We start from the raw sequence: 17985 nt of genomic DNA on the forward strand, positions 1-17985 counted from the left end.
CCCCAAAAAAAAAGGACCCCGGTCACGCCACCGTCCCTCCCAGGAAGGGCACCAGCCACTCACCCTGCCTTCCTCTCGAGGACCTCGGCCATTCGCTCTTCCTCCCTGAAGGACCTCAGCCCGCGCAGGCGGTCACGTCCGGGTCTGGGTGAGGACGGCGGCGAGCGTGTCGAAGGCGTCGACCAAGCTGTCGGTGAGCGCCACGTAGCGAGGGTCGAGCGGGGACGGCGGCGTACGCAGGGCCGCCTGGAGCCGGCGCAGCGGCGGCAGTCCGGCGGGCTCCCGCGACGTTCGGATCGCCTCGGCGAGCGCGTCCGCGGTCGTGGCGAGCGCGGCGGTCAGCGCGTCCAGCCGGGGCCGCGCGTCGGCCCGGACGACGGCGGACTGCTCCAGGACGAGGGTGTGCAACGAGAGCTCGGTGTGGGCGAGCCGGGTCACCGCGGCGACCAGGGTCTGCGCGACGGCCGGCGTCATCGCGGGCTGCGGCGGCTCCTCGGCCAAGCGGGCGGCGGACGCCTCCGCTTCCGTCCGGGCCCTGCGGGCCTCGGCCTGGAGGGTACGCAGCGCCGCGGGATCGACCTCCTCGGGGTTCGCGTACTGGCGCAGCAGGGACGTCGTGTACCGGCCGTGCGCCGTGACGAGGCGGGCGAAGGTCTCCTGCGCGCTGAGCACCTCACCGCTCGGCCACAACGCGTACGCGACGAGCGCGATGGCCGAGCCGATGACCGTGTCCGCCAGGCGCTCGGTGGCGGCGGTGGCCCCCGGGGTGCCGAGGATGTCCAGCAAAATCACCAGATAGACGGTGAGGGATGTGCTGAACAGCAGGTAGCTGACGTTGAACACGGCGTAGCCGACCGTGACGAACACGGTGGCCCCGATGATCAGGCCGACGGGGTGCGGGTGCACCAGGCCGGCCAGCACCGCGCCGAGAAAGGCCCCGGCGGCCGTGCCCACGGCCCGCTGCACGCTGCGTTCCGCCGTCGAGGCGAAGTCGGGTTTGAGCACCAGGAAGATCGTCAGCACCACCCAGCGGCCTTCGAACAGGCCCGTGGTCTGCACCATGAGCTCCGCCAGCCCGGCGGCCACCGCGACGCGGATGGCGTGGCGGCCGGTCTCACCGGTCGGGGTCAGGTTCGCGCGCAACGCGAGCGCGGTCCAGGTGATCGCCTCCTGCCCCACCGGCATCGTGGGCTGCCCGGAGGGCACGCCGGCCGCCCCCGTCCGCACGGGCACGCCGTGGAGCCGGGCCAGGATGCCGGTGACGGCGCGCAGCAGTCCGAGCACGCTCTCCGCGGTCCATTCCCAGCGCGTGTCGGGCGGGACGGCAGGCTGGGGAAGCAGCCCGTCCAGCACGCGTACCCGTTCCGCGCGGTCGCCGCGCCGGGCGCTCAGCGCGTCCGCGACGGCGTCGAGCGCCCGCGTCACGGCGGTGGCGAAGTCGCGGACCGGCTCGGCGGGTTCGTCGGCCGCGTGCTCGGCGAAGGCCGCGAGCGAGGCGCGGATCCGTTCCGCCTGTTCGAGCAGGTCGAGGAAGGCCAGCCGGACGGGGTGCGGCAACAGCGGGTTGGGGTCGGCGAGCACGGCCGCGGCGGGGAAGGCGTCCGACGGCGGCGGGTCGGATCCCCCGGCGGCCAGCCCGGCGGCGTAGTCGGCCAGACTCCGGTACGACTCGGCCAGCGCGGCCCGCTCGGCGGCGCCCGGCCGCAGCAGCCACGACAGGGCGACCAGCGCTCCCTGGAACAGCCCGCCGGCCACCACCAGAGCGGCCCGCAACGCGGCCTCCGACGGCTCCATCGGCAAGCCGACCCCGACCATCAGGGCGGTGGCCCACTGGAGCACCGCGACGCTCATCCGCCGGCCGAGACAGACCGCCAGCCCGGTGACGTAGCCCCAGAGCATGACGACGGGCACCAGCAACCAGGGGGCGGCCGCCACGGTGGTCGCCCCCACGAAGGTGGACACGGCCATGCCGGCGGTGGCCGCCGCGACCACCGCCACCCGGGTGCGGGTGACGCCCTGGAAGGACGCGAACCCGGCGGGCAGCGCTCCCAGCGACATGAACGCGCCGTAATCCAGATGCCCGGCCGCCGCGCCGACGGCCAGCGGCAACATCGTCCCCACGCCCACCCGGAGCGCGCGCTGGAGCGTGACGTCGCTCCAGTGGAACGGGCCCACCCGCAGCAGCTCACGCCACTGGATCCGGCGGAGGTTGCCCCAGGCCGAGCGCCCGTCGCCGAACGGGGCTCGATGCTGATGGTCGGTCACTGGTCGTGGTGCGTTCATCGGCTGAAACGGCTCGTCCCATGCCGCCCTACCCAGCCCGTTCACCGCCTACGCGGACGTCAGAGGTGCTCGAGTGCACCGGTGCCGGTGGTGCGGCCGGCCCCGTCCCCGACGACCGCCGCGACACCATCCTCCGTACGCTTCCACGCCGCCGTAATCTGCTGCTCACCGTACGCCGGGGCCGGGGCATGTCGCGGCACACTGCACACGAAAAAGGGAGGAAGCGGCCGAAGCGACTTCCTCCCGTGTGCCATGGGGACCACCTGACGCCATGCTCGTTGACAATCAAAAGGATCATCACACCGCACACCGGATGCTCGGCTTCGCGTCTGCTGCGACTCCCTGGCATCGGAGGCTGTGGCGACTGGGGACCGTGCTCGAATTGTCCGAGCTCCTTGAAGCCGTGAGCGTCCGGGCCACGGGGGCGCTCGCCGAGCCTTCCGTGAAATATCTGGGCGATGTGCCGGCGAGGAGAATCCAGCGTGATCCCGGGATGGGCTCTCCCCCCGAACGCGGCCAGCTGATCAAGCATGTCAACAGAACCATGCAGGTGGACGGTCATGACTGGTTCGCGCTGCGCCTTCTGCTGCAGGAGAGCCGGCCGGAGCACAGCTCGCTCTCACCCGCATCCGAGCACTGCTCGCTCATCCGAACGCGACCTTGACCCGCATCGTCAGCCAACTTGAAGACTCTTTCCGCCGGCTGTATCGACAGCGAAATCTGATCGTCCACGCCGGTCAAACCGGGTCCGTAGCGCTTGACGGGACACTACGCACCGTGTCACCTCTCGCGGATGCGGGAGTAGATCGCGTCGTCCAGGCCGGCGCACTGCACGGCATTCCGGCTCTCACGTTCGCCGCCGCAACCGAGGTCCGATTGGCGCAAAGCGCCTTCGGCACGAAGTGCCTCTCGGAACTGTTCGGCCACCGGCCGTGATCTCGGACGTAGATTCGCGCCCATGGTGAAGGCGACCCTGACAACCGTACGACCGTAGCTGAGGGCGACCGGGCCCGTACGCGTCGCGTGACGTGTGCGGGGTTTCCTTTTTCGCTGACGAGATACGTCTACTAGACGTAGTATCCCAGCCATCCAGACAAGAAGGAGGAGCCATGGGCCGTCACGAGGAAGCCGAGAGCCCGAAGGTCGAGGACTTCGACCCCAAGAAGCACGGCGTCCCTTCCACCGGCGATCACAACGAGACGGGTTCCGGCAAGCACGGCGACAAGGGCAAGGACGGCGACAAGTGACCGATCTCGCCGCCCGCATGGACGGCCTGATGGCCACGATCGACCCTTCCGGCGAGATCGCGAACGCGGTCGAGAAGGCGATCCGCGCGGTCCCCCGTCACCACTTCATCCCGCCGGTCGGCCTCGTCGCGCCGGTCAGGTCCCGCCCGTACCTGATCGACCGCGACGCCGACCCCGGCGGCTGGTGGCAGGCCGTCTACTCCAATACCGCCATCGTGACCCAGCTCAGCGACGGCGCCACCCCGCTGCGCGAGCTCAACGGTGACTACACGTCCTCGGGATCGGCTCCGAGCACGGTGGCCGACCTGCTCAACCTGCTCGATCCCGAGCCCGGCAACCGCGTGCTCGAGATAGCCACCGGGACGGGCTGGACCGGCGCGCTGCTCTCCCATCTGGTCGGCGGTCGCGGAGAGGTCACCTCGATCGAGATCGACCCGGCCGTCGCGGAGCAGGCCGCGAAGAACCTCGCCGACGCGGGCGTCGCCGTGACCCTGATCGTCGGCGACGGCGCTCTCGGGTGGCCGCCGGGTGCGCCGTACGACCGGGTGCACGTCAGCTGCGGGATCCGGGCCGTGCCGTACACGTGGATCGAGCAGTGCCGGCCCGGCGCGGTGATCGTGTTGCCGTACTGTCCCAACTTCGGCGGCAACCACTCGCTGCGGCTCGTCGTCCTCCCGGACGGGACGGCCGTCGGGCGCTTCCCCGGCTTCGCGTCGTACATGATGATGCGTTCGCAGCGGCCCGTCGCCCCGCTCGACCCGCGCGGGCCGGAGGAGCGGCACCGGCTGCGGACCCGCGTCGACCCGCGCACGATCGCGTACGCACCGGCCGGCGCCGACCTGGCCATGGCGGCGATGACCGGCCTGGAAGCCAGCCACTGCAGCGCGACGGACGAGCACGGCGAGCTCTTCAAGCTGTGGATCTGCGACCCGCACGACCCGCACTCGTGGGCGACGGCGGTCTGGCGGCCGAACAGCGTGGAGTACGACGTCTACCAGGTCGGCCACCGGCCCGTCTGGGACGAGGTCCTGAACGCCTACTTCCTGTGGGTGAGCTGGGGCCGTCCGGGCCGTGACCGCTTCGGCATGACGGTCGGCCCCCACGGTCAGCGCGTCTGGCTCGACTCTCCCGACCGCATCGTGGGCTGACGTATCGGATAAGTGGATAAGTGGGATAACGTCGCGCGAAAACGGAGTCGATCTTGTCCCGAGCAGTTCTGCCGGTGTGGGTGGCCGCGTTCGCCGCCGCGGCCTACCCGACCTGGGATCGGTGGCGCTGCTATCTCTTCCCCCCGGACACCGGGTCGGGCTGGGTGATCTACGGACAGGTCCGGCTGTTCTCCTTGCACGACTTCACCTGGCAGGACGTCTACGAGTGGTCCCTCCTGCGGTCGCTTCTCGCGGACGTCCACACGGTCGTGGAGTTCGCGCTGGACTGGGGGCTCCTCGCGCTGGGCGTGCTGGTGCTCGCGGCGCGGCGGCGGTCGGCGGTGGCCGGGCGGCGGGCGGCGGCGGTGCTCACGCTGGTCGCGGTGCTCGTGCCGCTCGACCCGCCGGCCGCGAGCGCAGTCGACTTCGCCCCGCTGGACGTGCGGTGGTGGGCGGACGTGGCCGATCGTATGGGGGAGACCACGACGGTGGCCCTGCTGTCGGCCGCCGTGCTGGTGCTGCTCGTGACGCAGGTCCCGGGCCCGGAACGCGACCGCCGCTCGCGCCCGACGGCCTCCCTGGTGGCGCGCAGGGCGCTGGGGGCGCTCATCGACTACTGGCTGGTCACCGTGCTCGTCTCCGTCGCCGTCGGCCTGACGAAAGGCGGCTTGTACGTCATCGGACCCCCGGGCCTCCTGGCCTATTTCCGGCTCTCCGGATTCGTCGACGACCCGAGCCGGCTGCTCCTCGCGGCTCTGGTGATCGGCTACGTCCTGTCCGGGCGCACACTGGGGATCCGGCTCATGGGGCTGCGTCGCCGGCCGTCGGCCCTCGGACAGCACGATGGACAAGGTGGCGAGTGATCTTGACCCGGTTGACGTTGACGGCTTGGCTGGGCGCGTTATGCGCCGCCGCCTACCCGACGTGGGAGCACTGGAGGCCGTACGTCGGGGAGCGCAGGGCGTTCTTCTGCGTCGGCTCGTACTTCCCGGACGCGAACATGTGGCAGCCGCTCGTCCTACCTCTCCGCGCGGATGCCGACATGCTGGTGGGGCTGGGGGTGACCTGGGCCGTGCCGGCGGTGGTCGTGCTGGTGGCGTTGGGACACTGGCGGTCGGCGGTGGCCGGGCGGCGGGCGGCGGCGGTCCTCGCGGCGACCGCGGTGGCCGGCCCCCTCGTCGCGATGTACTTCGACTCCGACGCCTGCGCCTTCGTCCCGCTGTTCAGCGGTCAGTGGTTCGTGGAGGTGGTCGATCGGGCGAGCACCGACAGCACGGTCCTGGCCCTGCTGGTGGCCGCCGTCCTCGTGCTGCTCGCCACCCGTGGGCGGCCGGAGCCGGACCCCCGTCCGGCGGGCCGGGCCGCGCGCTGGACGGCGGCGATCCTGATCGACTACTGGATGGTCGTCACGATCCGTCTGCTGCTCCCTGGGGTCTCCTGGGAGTCCGGCCTCCTGGCGGGGCTGACGTTCCCCGGCCTCGTGTACCCGCCCGAACAGCTGCTCGTCCTCCTGGTGATCATCCTCTACCTGCTGCCCCGGCGGACGCTCGGGATCTGGCTGACGGGCCTGCGCCGGTGAGTCAGGCGGTGGCGCCGCCGTCCACGACGTGGTCGGCGCCGACGACGAAGCTCGACTCCGGCGACGACAACCACAGCGCCGCCGCGGCGATCTCCTCGGGGGCGGCCACGCGGCCGATCGGCAGGCCGGTCTTCATGCGTTCGTCCCGCTCGGCGCGGGTCTCGCCGGGGCGCGTCGAAATGGGCGAGTCGATCGGGCCGGGGCTGATGGCGTTGACGCGGACGCCGTCGGCGATGTGGTCGCGCGCCGCCGCCCGGGTCAGGTAGCTCACGGCGGCCTTCGAGGCGGCGTACGCGCTCGCCCCGGCCAGGCGCCAGTGCGCGCCCATGTTGGAGGCCACGTTGACGATCGTGCCGCCGCCGTGGGCCCGCATGTGGGCGATCTCGTGCTTCATCGACAGGTAGACGCCCGTGAGGTTGACGGCGAGCACGTCGTCCCAGGTGTCCTCGTCGTAGTCGGCCAGCGGCGCGAGCTTGCCGAAGATCCCGGCGGCGTTGAGCGCGACGTCGAGCCGGCCGTGGCGGGTGACGGCGGCCGTCACCATGGCGGCCACGTCGGCCGAGCTGGTGACGTCGACGGTGAACGCGCTCGCCTTGCCGCCGCCCTCCTCGATCAGCTTCACCACCTCGGCCAGCCGCGCGGCGTCACGCCCGGCGACGAGCACGGCGGCCCCCTCCCTTGCGTACGCGAGCGCCGCCGCCCGGCCCACGACCCCGCTCGCGCCCGTCACCAAGGCGACCTTGCCGGCAAAACGACCTGTCATCATTCCATACCAATCGTTCTCATATTTGGACGGCGTTCATGGCCTGGTCCACGGCGTCGCGCAGCCGGCGCGGGTCGGGGTCGGCGCGGCCGAGCACGCGTACGCCCTGCACCAGCACGAGCAGGAACCTGGCCAGCGCGTGCGGGTCCTTGCCCACCGGGATCTCTCCCTGGGCGCGCGCCCTGACCAGGGCCCCGGCCAGCACGGCCTCCATCTCGGCCCAGCTCGCCACGATCTTGCGCGACACGACCGGGTCGCGCGAGCCGAACTCCACCGCCGTGTTGACCACCATGCAGCCCCGCCGCAACTCGTCGGCCAGGCATTCGGCGACGTAGGCGTCGAGGAAGGCGCGGATCGCGGGCAGCGCGGGCCCCGGCTGGGACAGCGGCTCCACGACGTCGGACTGCTCGATGTAACGCTCCAGCGCCTTCAGGTAGAGCTCGCGCTTGCCGCCGAAGGTCGCGTAGATGCTGGCCCGCGCGATCCCGAGCCGCTCCACGAGGTCGGCCATCGAGGTCGCTTCGTACCCGCGCTCCCAGAACAGCTCCAGCGCCTGCTGCAGCGCGGTGTCGGGATCGAACTCCTTGGTCCTTGCCACGCCGCAGACGCTAACACTATCGAGAACGATCGGTCAAAAATTTAGCGCGGAGTCAGGACCCATCTCCAGGTGCCCTCCTTGTTGCTGTCGCGGTTTCGTCCGAGCTGGGTCATCCGCTCGCCGTCCACGCTCACCAGGACGAGGCCGTTGTCGAACTCGTTGCCGCACGAGCCCGCGCAGCCGAGCGCGATGACGTTGTCGTCGTCGGCCCAGGCGTGCAGTTGCAGCACGTTCTGGCGGCCGGCGATCTCGCCGGTCGCGGCATCGGTGATCTCGGTGGGCAGCCCGTCCGGGCCGAGCAGGAGGCGGCCGTCCGGGGAGAGGGCGGAGTGGCGCGAGTAGCCGACGTAGTGCTCTCCTGCCGGCGCCTGCGCCGGCTCGCCGTCGAGGGTGTAGAACAGCCGGTCCGGCCGGGTCCTCGTCGGTGACCAGAGCAGGCTGCCGTCCAGGCTCCAGCCGAGGTCCTGGCGCGGGTTGCCGGTGATGCGGGCCGAGCTCTCGAAGCCGGGCAGCGGCGGCAGCTCGTGGTAGCCGGCCGTGCCGCCCGGCACGTCGATGATGTAGTAGCCGGTGCGCGGGTTCACACCGAAGCGCTGGTGCGCCTGGTCGCCCTCGCCCTCCATGATCTCCGGGTAGCTGGAGTAGGCGGTGGCGAGGATCTTGGTGCCGTCCGGCGACCAGACGACGGAGCCGACGGGGTGCTCCAGGTCGATCCATGTGAGCATCTCGCGGGTGTTCATGTCGAGCACGCCCACCCGCCTGCCGAGCCCGTCGCCCTCCAGCACGGCCGCGACCTGCAGCCCGGGCGCGACGTCCACCCACGCGTACGGCGTCTCCTCGTAGCCGCCGGTTCGCGGGTCGTACAGGGACCAGGTCCGCAGGAGGCGCTGCCCGCTCTTCGCCGGCCGGTACACGTAGTACGCCGAGACGGCCAGGCGCCCGGCGGCGATGAGCCTGGCCGGCGGGCTGTGCTCGGTGTCGGTGCGCACGTCCGCCGGCGCGGGCGACGGCCGCGCCGGCAGCGTGATGCCGGTGGCCGGGCGCACGACCGGCTCGGGCTCGCGCTGACCGGTGACGAACACGGCGATCGCGGCGACCATGGCCGCCGCCAGCACCGCGGCTCCCACGGGCTTCCAGACGCGCCTCCGTAGCGCCCGGTCGGCCAGGTCGTGCGGCACCTGGGCCTCCCCGGCCCATTCCTCCAGCGTGTCGCGCAGCAGGCGGGTCACCTGGCCACCTCCAGTTCGCGTGCCAGTTCGGGGGCGACCTCGCGCAGCCGGGCGAGCGACCGGTGCGCGGTGCTCCTGACCGTGCCGACGGAGCAGCCCAGCACGCCGGCGATCTCCTTCTCCGGCAGGTCCTCGAAATACCGCAGCACCAGCACCGCGCGCTGCCGGGCGGTGAGCCGGGCGAGGGCGGCGCGCAGCACCATGCGCAGCTCGCTCTGGTGGTGCGCGTCGCGTTCGGCCTGCTCGGGCGGGCTCGCCTGGACCACCTCGCCGCGGCGCACGCTCGTCCGCCACCAGCTGACCTGCTGGCGGTACATGATCTGCCTCGCGTACGCCTCGGGCGCCTCCACGCGCCGCCACCGGCCCGCCAGCCGGGCCAGGGCGGTCTGCACCAGGTCCTCGGCCGCGTGCTGGTCACCGCCGGTGAGCAGGAATCCGAGCCGCATGAGCGCGGGGGAACGCGCGGCCACGAACTCGCGGAACCGTTGCTCGTCCGCGGCGTCCACGGTCACCTCCAGGGGATCGACGTCACCCTTTCAGACGCCGGCGACGCCCCCTGCTATGCGACCCTTCACCGCATGATGTCGGGATCCTCGTCCTCCGGCGGGAGCGAGGCCGGGTTGAGCTGTTCGAGCGGGGCCTCGTCCCGCGCCGCCCGTTCGGCCTCGGGCCTCTCCTCCACGGGCCCCGCCTGGCGCGGCACCCGCAGCAGCCCGAGGCTCTCCTGCTCGCCCCGCCGCACGATCACCTCGTTGATCGCCTCGATCACCTCGGGCCTGCTGTAGGCGCCCTCGGGCAGCTCGTTGAGGTGCGCGAGCAGGTCGGCCGGCAGGTTCACGTGCTCGGACGCGTGCGCGTACACCTCCCGCATCGCCACCCGGTCGCGTCCGCTGAAGGCCTCCTCGATGGCCTGCTGCAGTTGGTCGATCACGGCTCGGTCGGTCATCGTCATCCCCCCAAGGGTCCGGTGAGCAGGTCCAGGGCCTGCTCTGCCACCATCTCCACCGACACGTCGCGCACCCACGACTCCTCGTGGGCGCAGCGCACGGCGCCCGGCTCCACGCCGCGGGCTCCGCAGCGCGGGCAGGCCGTGGTCCACGACGTCAGCGGCCGGTGCGCCGTCCTGCTGAGCGGGCCGTAGGTGACCAGGTTGCCGCACCAGTACACGGCCACGGTGGGCGTGCCGACGGCCGCGGCGAGGTGCCGCGGCCCTGTGTCGTTGGCGATCAGCAGGTCGCACCGCTCGTACAGCGCGGCCAGGCCGCCGAGGCCGAGCGTGCCCACGACCGGCATTGCGGGCCGGCGCATCGCCTCGACCACGCCCATCACCAGGTCCTTCTCCTTCTGCCGCCCGGTTACGACCACGGGGCGGCCGGTCAGGTCGGCCACCTCGGCGAAGCGCTCCACCGGCCAGCGCCGCCTGGGGTCGTTCGCGCCCGGATGCACGGCGACGAGCCCCGCGGGCAGGTCGCCGAGGACGCCCGCCGCCTCGGCCCGGTCGGCGTCGGTGACGGCGATCCGGGCCTCCAGCCCGTCCGCGACCCCGCCGACGAGCGCGGCGACCTGGAGGAAACGCAGTGTCTCGTGGTGGTAGTCCGTGTACGGCACCCAGCGGTCGAGCTCTTCGGCCCCCGGCGCCCGCAACCCGGCGGTCACCTTGGCGCCCAGGCCGCGTACGAACGGGTTGGAGTAGCGTCCGCCGCCGTGGATCTGCACGGCCAGGTCGAACCCGCGCTCGCGCAGCGCCTCCACGAGCCCGGCGGGCGCCGGATGTCCCGGCTCCGACGTGGAGACGCCGGTGACCGGCGGCAGCGCCACCACGTCGTCCACCGGCCCCGGCCGCCCGGTCAGGAACGCGGCGTGCCAGTCGGTGCCGAGCAGCGTCAGGCGCGCGCCCGGGTAGGCCCGCTTGACGGCGTCCAGCGCGGGGACGGACAGCAGGTAGTCGCCGATCGCGTTGGCCCGCAGCACCGCGATCCTGCGCACCCCGCCGACCAGTCCCCCGGCCGCCTCAAGTCCTGACATAGCGGGTTCTGCTACCCGGGAACCCGGCCACCATAACTTCCACAAAACTGGTTTGATCAGGTCTTTCTCCGGTACTCGCTTCTCATGGGCACAGACAAGATCATCAGCGCCGTGGTCATCGGCGACGTCATGCTCGACTCATGGCTGCGCGGCCCGGCCAAGCGTCTCGCCCAGGAGGCGCCGGTGCCCGTGATGAGCCTGGAGGTGACCGAGGACGCCCCGGGCGGCGCCGCCAACACCGCGGCGAACCTGGTGGCGCTCGGGGCCCGGGTCCGGCTGGTCGGGGTCGTGGGTGACGACGAGTGCGGCGAGAAGCTGGTGCAGGCGCTGCGCCTGCTGGGCGTCCAGGTCGACCTGGTGACCGTGCCCGGACGGCGTACGGCGCACAAACGGCGGCTGGTCACCAGCGGCCAGCTCACCGCGCGCTACGACGAGGAGGACCGCGGCGCGCTGCCGGAGACGGCCGAGCGGGAGCTGCTGCGGCGGATCGCCGACGCCGTGGCGGGCGCCGACGTGGTGGTCGCCTGCGACTACGGCGGCGGGGTCTGCACGCCCGCCGTGCGCCGGGCGCTGACCGGGGCGCCGCTGGTGGTGGTGGACGCCCACGCGGTGGCGCCGTGGCGCGAGTGCGCGCCGGCCGCGGTGCTGCCCAACTACACCGAGGTCGTACGCCTGCTCGACGGCGACGGCGGCGACACCGACGACCGCCCCGCGTACCTGATGGCCCGTTCCGGGCGGCTGCTGGAGCTGACCGGGGCCGGGATGGTGGTGACCACCCTCGACGGCGAGGGAACGCTGCTGCACCGGCCCGGCCATCCGCCGTACCGGACCTACGCCGAGCCGGCGCCGCAGCACATGGCCACGGGCGCGGGCGACACCTACACGGCGGCGTTCGCGCTCTGGCTGGCGGGCGGCGCGACGCCGGAGGAGGCCGCGGAGGCGGGCCAGGCGGCGGCCGGCGTCGTGGTGCGCCGCCCCGGCACCGCGATCTGCACCCGGTACGAGCTGCTGCGCGCCCTGCGCCGTCACGAGGGCACGGTGCAGACGCCCGAGCGGCTCGCGCAGCTGCTCGACGCGCACCGGCGCAGGGGCGAGCGGGTGGTGTTCACCAACGGCTGCTTCGACGTGCTGCACCGGGGCCACGTGACGTACCTGGAGGAGGCGGCGCGGCTGGGCGACGTGCTGGTGGTGGCCGTCAACAGCGACGTGAGCGTGGCCCGGCTGAAGGGCCCGGGCCGGCCGGTGAACCCGTGCGAGGACCGGATGTCGGTGCTCGCGGCGCTGAACGACGTGGACTACGTGACCGAGTTCGACGAGGACACGCCCGAGCGGCTGCTGCGGATGATCCGCCCGGAGATCTACGTCAAGGGCGGCGACTACACCCCCGAGATGTTGCCGGAGGCGCCGCTGGTGCGCGCGCTGGGCGGCGAGGTGCGGGTGCTCGGCTACGTGCCGGACCGCTCGACCACCGCGATCATCGGCCGGATGCGCGCGCTGCCGTGAGGTTTACCGCGGTGCCGTCCGGTAAGCGGCACCGCATGGCACACCAGTACAAGGAGCCCGCCGGCCGCCGCGAAGGCTCGCCTCTCGTACGCGCCGCCGCCGGCGGCGTGGTCGCGTCCATGGCGATGTCGGGCATGCGGCGGCTCACCACGGCGCTCGGACTGGTGCCGAAGACGCCGCCGGAGTCGGTGCTGGAGAAGACCGCGCCCAAGGCCTTCTCCCGCGTCCCGGTCGAGCGCCGCCCCGCCGTGGTGGAGCTCGTCCACTGGATGTACGGCTCCACCGGCGGCGCCGCCTTCGGCCTGCTGCCGCGCAAGGTGCGCGAACGCCGGTGGGCGGGCCCCGTCTACGGTGTGCTGGCCTGGGCCGCGTTCGAGACCGCCATCGCGCCCGCGCTCGGTCTGCCGCGCAAGGGCAACACCGCCGCCGAGCGGCTGGCGCTGCTGGCCGACCACCTGCTCTACGGCGCCGTGGTGGCGTCGTCCTCCATGCGCTCACAGAAGCGCTGAGCCCTCGAAGGGCCGCAGCGGATTGGGGACGGGCACCCAGCGCATGGCCGCGCCGTCGGCCTCCAGCCAGCGCAGCAGCAGGTTGGCCTTGGCCGGGATGTGCGTGGCGGCCAGGAGTTCGCGCAGCTCCGCCGGGTCGCCGTGGTCCTTCGCGGCGGCGCTGAACACGGCCCTGGCCCGCGCCCACAGTTCGTCGGTCAGTTGCGGATGGCGCTCCGCGACCGCGCCCGCGATCTGGCACAGGTTGTTGGTGACCAGGCAGTAGACCAGCCGCTGCCACGCCCGGGCGCCGCTCAGCACGGGCGCCGCCGGCCCCGGGTGCCGTTCGGCGACGAGCTTGACGCCCTCGTGATCGCGGAAGAGGGCCTGCGCGGGCATGCCGCCCGCGTCCACGCCGACGAGCACGTTCTGCAGGTGGCATTCCAGCACGACGCCGTGCCGCAGGTACGCGTGCAGGATCGGCGGCACCACGTGCTCCAGGTAGCGCTCCCACCACAGCAGCGCACGGTCCTCGTCGAGGCCGTCGAGCGGGTTGCCGGCGAAGCCCTCGCCTATCCCGGCCGCGAGCAGCGCGGTCAGCCCCGGGCGCAGGTGCGCGCGGAGACCGTCACGGACGATCACTGCGAGCCCCTCCCCGCCGTCGGTGCCGAGGCGGGCGCTGCGGTAGCCGCGGTCGCGCAGCACGGCCGGGCGCGGCACGTGCTCGGGCAGGCCGTCGAAGGCCCGGTCCACCAGGGCGGCGACCATCGGCAGCCGGCGCAGGTCGTGCAGCCACAACCGGCGCACGTCGTTCGTGATCCGCACGTCGAGGCTGAACTTGCAGAACAGGTCGGCCTCCGGCAGGTACACCGTCCGGACGGACGACGTTGGCACCGCCACGGCCTCCGTGACGCCCAGCCGGCGCAGGTGCCGCACGCCGCCGAGCAGCCGCACCTGCCAGGGATGGGCGGGCAGCGGGACCAGGCCGCCGTCCGCCGTCCCGCCGAGCCGCTCCAGCCCGCCGGCGTCCCCCACCTCGACCAGGTCCTCCATGGGGACGCCGAGCAGCGGCAGCCGGAAGCTCGCGTACGCCTCCGGCGAATACGCCAGCCACTCCTCGGGCCCCGCTCCCCCGCGGGCCTTGGGCGCCGGGTGGAAGCGGTGCCCGGCGAGCAGCGCCTGCTCCGAGCGCAGGTACGGATCCGCCGGCGGCGTCGCGGTCCGCCGGGCGGCCAGCAGCGCGGCCGTGACGTCCCTGCTGTGCCGGATCTCGGCGGCCAGCGCCCGGTTGCCGGCCCCCGTGGCCGCGCGCAGTTCCTCGGCCGTGATCGCGATGAGCTCGTCCAGGGTGAGCGGGCGCAGGCCGTCGGGGGTGCGCAGAGCGGGCCGGACGGGGTGGCGCGTGCCCGCGACGCTCACCACGCGGCCGGTCGCGGGCAGCAGGAATCCACCGGCCTCGGCGGGCCGGGCCACCTCGCGGATCAGGCAGTTGAGCAGCGCCGTCTGCGCGAGCGCGTCCGCGTGGTGCTCCGGGCCGGGCACGAGATCGTCGGTGGATGCCATGGCGAGCTACTCCCCCCGTGGGTAGCTAGCAGGCATGTTGCCGGAAAAGGTGGGAAATATGCGGCCGGTGGAGGAGGCATTCGCGGCCGAGCTGGCCCGCATACGTCCCGGCCTGTCCGCCCGGTACGCCGAGGCGCTGCCCGGCGCGCGGGCCGCCGTGCTGGGCCGGCTGTGGCGCGGGCTGCTCCACGAGCCGCTGCCCGGCCTGACGGTGACCGGCCCCGGCGTCGTCACGACGGCCGGCGGGCGCCTGCTGACGGGCGCGCCCCGGCGGCCGCACGACCTCGGGGAGGAGCCCGCGCTCCGGCTGGACGGCCGCCCGCACGCGCACCCGGCCGAGCTGCTCACCGCCCTCGGCCTGCCCAGCGCCGATCGGCTGGTCGAGGACCTGGACGACAGCGTCGCCTCGCTGGCGCTCTCCCGCGCCGCGGCCCCGCCCCCGTACGCCGCCAAGACCCTCGAAGACCACGAGCAGAGCGTGGTCGACGGACATCCGTACCATCCGGGGTGCCGCAACCGGCCCGGGGTCTCGGTGGCGGAGCAGCTGGCGTACATGCCGGAGCACCGGCCCACGGTCGCCCTCGACCTGGTGGCGCTGCCGGCCGGGGAGTGCCTGGTCAGGGGGCCGTGGCCGTTCCGGGACGGCGACCGGCTGCTGCTGCCCGCCCACCCGTGGCAGACCCGGCACGTGCTGCCCGGTCTGGGGTTGCGCCCGTACGCCGTGGCCGCCGTCCCGGCGCGGCCGCTCATGTCCGTACGGACGCTGGCCCCGCTCGACGGCGGCCCGCACGTCAAGACGGCGTTCAGCACGCGGATGACCTCCGGCGTGCGCGACATCTCACCCGGCACCGTCCGCGACTGCGTCGCCCTGTCGGACCTGCTCGCCGGCCTCGCGGCGCGGGCCGGGAGCGGGCTGCGGGTGTCGCGCTACCTCGCCGGAGCGGCGGCCCTGGTGAACGGCGAGCCCACCGCCGACCTGTCGGCCCTCCTGCGCGAGCCCGTCACCGGCAACGTGCTGCCCGTCGCCGCGGTCACCCGGGCCACGGCGCCCGACCCCGAGGCGTGGCTGGGCGCGTTCGCGCGGCTGGCCATGACCGGGACGCTCGGGATGCTGGCGCTCGGCGCGGCTCTGGAGGCGCACGGGCAGAACCTGCTGGCCGAGCTCGACGGCGACGGCCTGCCGTGCCGGCTGATCTACCGCGACCTGGCCGACGTCCGGCTCAGCCCGGCGCGGCTGGCCCGCCACGGTGTCGAGCCGCCCGCCGTCAGCGCCCGGCTGCTCGGCGACGACCCGGCGGTGCTGCACGCCAAGCTGTACGGCTCGCTCGTCGGCACGACGTTCGGCGGCCTGGTCGCGCTGTTCGGGCAGGGCGACCGGAGGGTGGAGGCGCGCCTGTGGCGGCTCGTCGCCGACGCCGCCCGCGAGGCGTTCGACGCGCTGCCCCAGAGGCCCGACGTGCGGGCCGACCGCGCCGCGCTGTTCGCGCCGCGCCTGCCGGCCAAGGCCCACCTGCTCGCCCGGCTGGACGGCGCCCCGCCCGGCGACAGCTGGACCAGCCTGCCGAACCCGCTCGTCACCTGACGAGCTCGGCGATCGGGATGCGGCGGAAGGCGATGCTCTCGTACGGCCCGAAGTCGCCGGTCTCGAACAGCAGGCCGACCGTGTCGGCGTCCAGCCGTACCAGGTCGGAGTAGGCGGCGGGCAGGCCGGACACCGTGTGCGCGACCCGCCAGGTCACCCCGTGGTCGTCGCTGGCCCGCACCGTCATCAGCGCCCGCGCGTCGGGCGCCGCCGGCCCGGAGAACAGCAGCACGTCCGGCGACGTGCACCACAACACGCTGCCCTCCACGACCGGCCCCACCAGCCCGGCCTGCGGGCGGAACGGCAGCTCCAGCGTCTCGCCGCCGTCGGAGGAGTAGGCGTCGGCCCGCGTGCCCGGTGCGGTGGCGTGGTTGCGGGTGTTGAGGTAGAGGCGCCCGCCGGGCAGCTCCGTCGCGGTGGTCTCGTTGACGTTGACGTAGTCGTCGGGGTTGTCGTCGACGTACCCGAGGCGCCAGGTCTCACCGCCGTCGTCGCTCAGCAGCGCATGGCCGCCGTTGTACCTGGCCTCGGTGCCGGTGTCCTTGCCGCTGGGCGGCAGCGAGTGGTTGGCGGGGACCACGATCCTGCCCGCGTGCGGGCCCTCACGGAGCACCACCGCGTGACCGGGCGTGGTCGCGTACCAGCGCCACTCGGGCCGCTTCACGTCGCCGGTGATGTTGCGCTGCTTCGACCAGGTGACCCCGTCGTCCTCGCTGACCTGGACGAACACCCGCCGCCCCGCCGCCGCCGTGACCTGTCCGCGGCGGATCTTCTCCTCGGTCGCCTCCGGGCCCTGCCGTACGTAGACCAGCACGATCCTGCCGTCGTCCAGCACCACCGGCGCGGGGTTCCCGGCCGTGCCCTGGTCCGGCTCCGTGGCCACGACCTCCAGGGCGCCCCACGTCCGGCCGCCGTCGGCCGACCGCCTGAGCACCAGGTCGATGTGCCCGGAGTCGGACGCCGACGCGCGCCGCCCCTCCGCGAAGGCCAGCACCGTGCCCGCCCTGGTCATCACGACCGCCGGGATCCGGAACGTGTGATAGCCGTCCGTCGCCCTCCGGAACGGCACCGATGTGGGGTGATCCGCCATGCGCGCACGTTACGACGCCCAGATGAACGCAGACCGACGCCGGCCGTACGTGAAGACGAATGCGATCAGCGGTGGAGTAGGGATGTGAGCCACAGAAGGGACAGACCGCATGACCGCTCCTCCCGAGGTGGACGACCCACCGAAAGAGGCCGACGACGTGCTCGTCATCGGCGAGTCCGTACGCGTGCCCGAGCGGTTCGCCGTCCTCTACGACCGCTACTTCGAGGAGATCTACCGCTACCTGGCCGCCCGGCTCGGCGCGGAGGCCGCCGACGACCTGGCCGCCGAGACGTTCCTGGTCGCCTTCCGCAAGCGGGAGACGTTCGACGCCGCGCGCGGAGCCGTCCGGCCCTGGTTGTACGGCATCGCCACCAACCTGGTCGCCGGGCACCGCAGGGGCCTCGGCAGGATGCTGGACGCGTTCCGCCGCGTGCGATCCGCCGACGCCTTCGAGGCGGGCCCGGAGGAACGGGTGCCGGCCCGGGTGGACGCCGCGAGCGTGCGGGGGCCGCTCGCCGGGGCACTGGCCGGGCTCTCCGCGGGCGACAGGGACGTCCTGCTGCTCGTGGCGGTCGCCGGACTGAGCTACGAGGAGGTGGCCGAGTCCCTGGACATCCCCGTCGGCACGGTCGGCTCCCGGCTCAACCGGGCGCGCAGGCGGGTCAAGGCCGTGCTCGGCGACGTCAACCCCACGATCGGAGACGCAGATGGATGAGCTGTCCGCGGTGCGCGAGCGGCTCGCCGCACCGGGCCCGTCCCCCGAGACGGCCGCGCGGGGGCGCGCGCTGCTCATGAGGGCGATCGACGAGGAACGCACCCGCCTGCGGGACACGCCGGGCGTCCGGGACGCCGGTGGGTGGGCGCCGGGAAAGCGGGTGGTCGCGGGC

The 17985-nt window shown here is 73.4% G+C and carries 20 protein-coding genes; 11 read left to right on the plus strand and 9 right to left on the minus strand.

Features of this window, described 5'->3' with window-relative positions:
* Positions 1 to 132: 132 nt before the first annotated feature.
* Positions 133 to 2265, minus strand: a complete 2133-nt coding sequence (locus tag C1J01_RS33335; RefSeq protein ID WP_111182946.1) for an FUSC family protein — start codon at positions 2263 to 2265, stop codon at positions 133 to 135.
* A 289-nt stretch (positions 2266 to 2554) separates the two neighbouring features.
* Between C1J01_RS33335 and C1J01_RS33340 the strand changes: the two genes are divergently transcribed.
* The 6 genes from C1J01_RS33340 to C1J01_RS50290 all read left to right on the plus strand — a co-directional run bounded on the left by C1J01_RS33340 (position 2555) and on the right by C1J01_RS50290 (position 6257).
* A complete protein-coding gene (locus tag C1J01_RS33340) occupies positions 2555 to 2947 on the plus strand; it encodes a hypothetical protein (protein WP_146615815.1) in 393 nt (130 codons plus the stop codon).
* Positions 2944 to 3219 (plus strand): hypothetical protein, encoded by a 276-nt coding sequence (locus tag C1J01_RS49265; protein WP_146615816.1) that lies wholly within the window; start codon positions 2944 to 2946, stop codon positions 3217 to 3219. Before C1J01_RS33340 ends, C1J01_RS49265 begins: the two co-directional genes overlap by 4 nt.
* A 173-nt stretch (positions 3220 to 3392) precedes the next feature.
* The gene (locus tag C1J01_RS50285; protein ID WP_181449096.1) at positions 3393 to 3530 is read left to right on the plus strand and encodes a hypothetical protein; all 138 of its coding nucleotides are present in this window, start codon (positions 3393 to 3395) and stop codon (positions 3528 to 3530) included.
* Entirely contained in the window at positions 3527 to 4678 is a 1152-nt protein-coding gene (locus C1J01_RS33345; RefSeq protein ID WP_235854837.1) for a methyltransferase domain-containing protein, read from the plus strand. Before C1J01_RS50285 ends, C1J01_RS33345 begins: the two co-directional genes overlap by 4 nt.
* 53 nt (positions 4679 to 4731) lie before the next feature.
* Positions 4732 to 5541, plus strand: a complete 810-nt coding sequence (locus C1J01_RS33350; protein ID WP_146615817.1) for a hypothetical protein — start codon at positions 4732 to 4734, stop codon at positions 5539 to 5541.
* 11 nt (positions 5542 to 5552) lie between these two features.
* Positions 5553 to 6257, plus strand: a complete 705-nt coding sequence (locus tag C1J01_RS50290; protein WP_181449097.1) for a hypothetical protein — start codon at positions 5553 to 5555, stop codon at positions 6255 to 6257.
* A 1-nt stretch (position 6258) separates the two neighbouring features.
* Here C1J01_RS50290 and C1J01_RS33360 read toward each other — a convergent pair whose 3' ends face one another.
* Genes C1J01_RS33360 through C1J01_RS33385 form a run of 6 tightly spaced genes read right to left on the minus strand, consistent with a single transcriptional unit; the run spans position 6259 to position 10872 of the window.
* A complete protein-coding gene (locus C1J01_RS33360) occupies positions 6259 to 6987 on the minus strand; it encodes an SDR family NAD(P)-dependent oxidoreductase (RefSeq protein ID WP_328589697.1) in 729 nt (242 codons plus the stop codon).
* A gap of 52 nt (positions 6988 to 7039) precedes the next feature.
* A complete protein-coding gene (locus tag C1J01_RS33365) occupies positions 7040 to 7618 on the minus strand; it encodes a TetR/AcrR family transcriptional regulator (protein WP_111182950.1) in 579 nt (192 codons plus the stop codon).
* Positions 7619 to 7659: 41 nt separating this feature from the next.
* Complete coding sequence (locus tag C1J01_RS33370; protein WP_111182951.1) at positions 7660 to 8847, minus strand: hypothetical protein; 1188 nt, start codon at positions 8845 to 8847, stop codon at positions 7660 to 7662.
* Positions 8844 to 9359 carry a SigE family RNA polymerase sigma factor gene (locus C1J01_RS33375; protein ID WP_328589698.1) on the minus strand — a complete coding sequence of 172 codons (516 nt, stop codon included), beginning with the start codon at positions 9357 to 9359 and terminating at the stop codon, positions 8844 to 8846. The genes C1J01_RS33370 and C1J01_RS33375 overlap by 4 nt, the downstream gene beginning before the upstream one ends.
* Before the next feature lie 59 nt (positions 9360 to 9418).
* The gene (locus tag C1J01_RS33380) at positions 9419 to 9799 is read right to left on the minus strand and encodes a hypothetical protein (RefSeq protein ID WP_146615818.1); all 381 of its coding nucleotides are present in this window, start codon (positions 9797 to 9799) and stop codon (positions 9419 to 9421) included.
* Positions 9796 to 10872, minus strand: coding sequence for a glycosyltransferase family 9 protein (locus C1J01_RS33385; protein ID WP_111182953.1), 1077 nt, complete (start codon positions 10870 to 10872; stop codon positions 9796 to 9798). The genes C1J01_RS33380 and C1J01_RS33385 overlap by 4 nt, the downstream gene beginning before the upstream one ends.
* Positions 10873 to 10956: 84 nt before the next feature.
* On the opposite strand from C1J01_RS33385, the gene rfaE2 reads away from it, so the two are divergent.
* The gene (rfaE2, locus tag C1J01_RS33390; protein WP_111182954.1) at positions 10957 to 12375 is read left to right on the plus strand and encodes a D-glycero-beta-D-manno-heptose 1-phosphate adenylyltransferase; all 1419 of its coding nucleotides are present in this window, start codon (positions 10957 to 10959) and stop codon (positions 12373 to 12375) included.
* Positions 12376 to 12410: 35 nt separating this feature from the next.
* Positions 12411 to 12884, plus strand: a complete 474-nt coding sequence (locus C1J01_RS33395) for a DUF6789 family protein (protein WP_235854838.1) — start codon at positions 12411 to 12413, stop codon at positions 12882 to 12884.
* On the opposite strand, the gene C1J01_RS33400 is transcribed toward C1J01_RS33395, so the two are convergent.
* Positions 12870 to 14426: an IucA/IucC family C-terminal-domain containing protein gene (locus C1J01_RS33400; protein ID WP_111182955.1), complete on the minus strand. Its 1557-nt coding sequence runs from the start codon at positions 14424 to 14426 to the stop codon at positions 12870 to 12872. The genes C1J01_RS33395 and C1J01_RS33400 overlap by 15 nt on opposite strands.
* Positions 14427 to 14484: 58 nt before the next feature.
* On the opposite strand from C1J01_RS33400, the gene C1J01_RS33405 reads away from it, so the two are divergent.
* Entirely contained in the window at positions 14485 to 16008 is a 1524-nt protein-coding gene (locus C1J01_RS33405) for an IucA/IucC family protein (protein ID WP_111182956.1), read from the plus strand.
* On the opposite strand, the gene C1J01_RS33410 is transcribed toward C1J01_RS33405, so the two are convergent.
* On the minus strand, positions 16001 to 17098 hold the full coding sequence (locus tag C1J01_RS33410; RefSeq protein ID WP_111182957.1) for a sialidase family protein: 1098 nt from the start codon (positions 17096 to 17098) through the stop codon (positions 16001 to 16003). The genes C1J01_RS33405 and C1J01_RS33410 overlap by 8 nt on opposite strands.
* 109 nt (positions 17099 to 17207) lie before the next feature.
* Between C1J01_RS33410 and C1J01_RS33415 the strand changes: the two genes are divergently transcribed.
* Positions 17208 to 17813: an RNA polymerase sigma factor gene (locus tag C1J01_RS33415; protein ID WP_111182958.1), complete on the plus strand. Its 606-nt coding sequence runs from the start codon at positions 17208 to 17210 to the stop codon at positions 17811 to 17813.
* Positions 17806 to 17985: hypothetical protein (locus tag C1J01_RS33420; protein WP_146615819.1), on the plus strand; the 180-nt coding region annotated here is incomplete at its 3' end. The genes C1J01_RS33415 and C1J01_RS33420, both read left to right, overlap by 8 nt.

The organism is Nonomuraea aridisoli, from assembly GCF_003236395.1.
GTDB classification, from domain to species: Bacteria; Actinomycetota; Actinomycetes; order Streptosporangiales; family Streptosporangiaceae; genus Nonomuraea; species Nonomuraea aridisoli.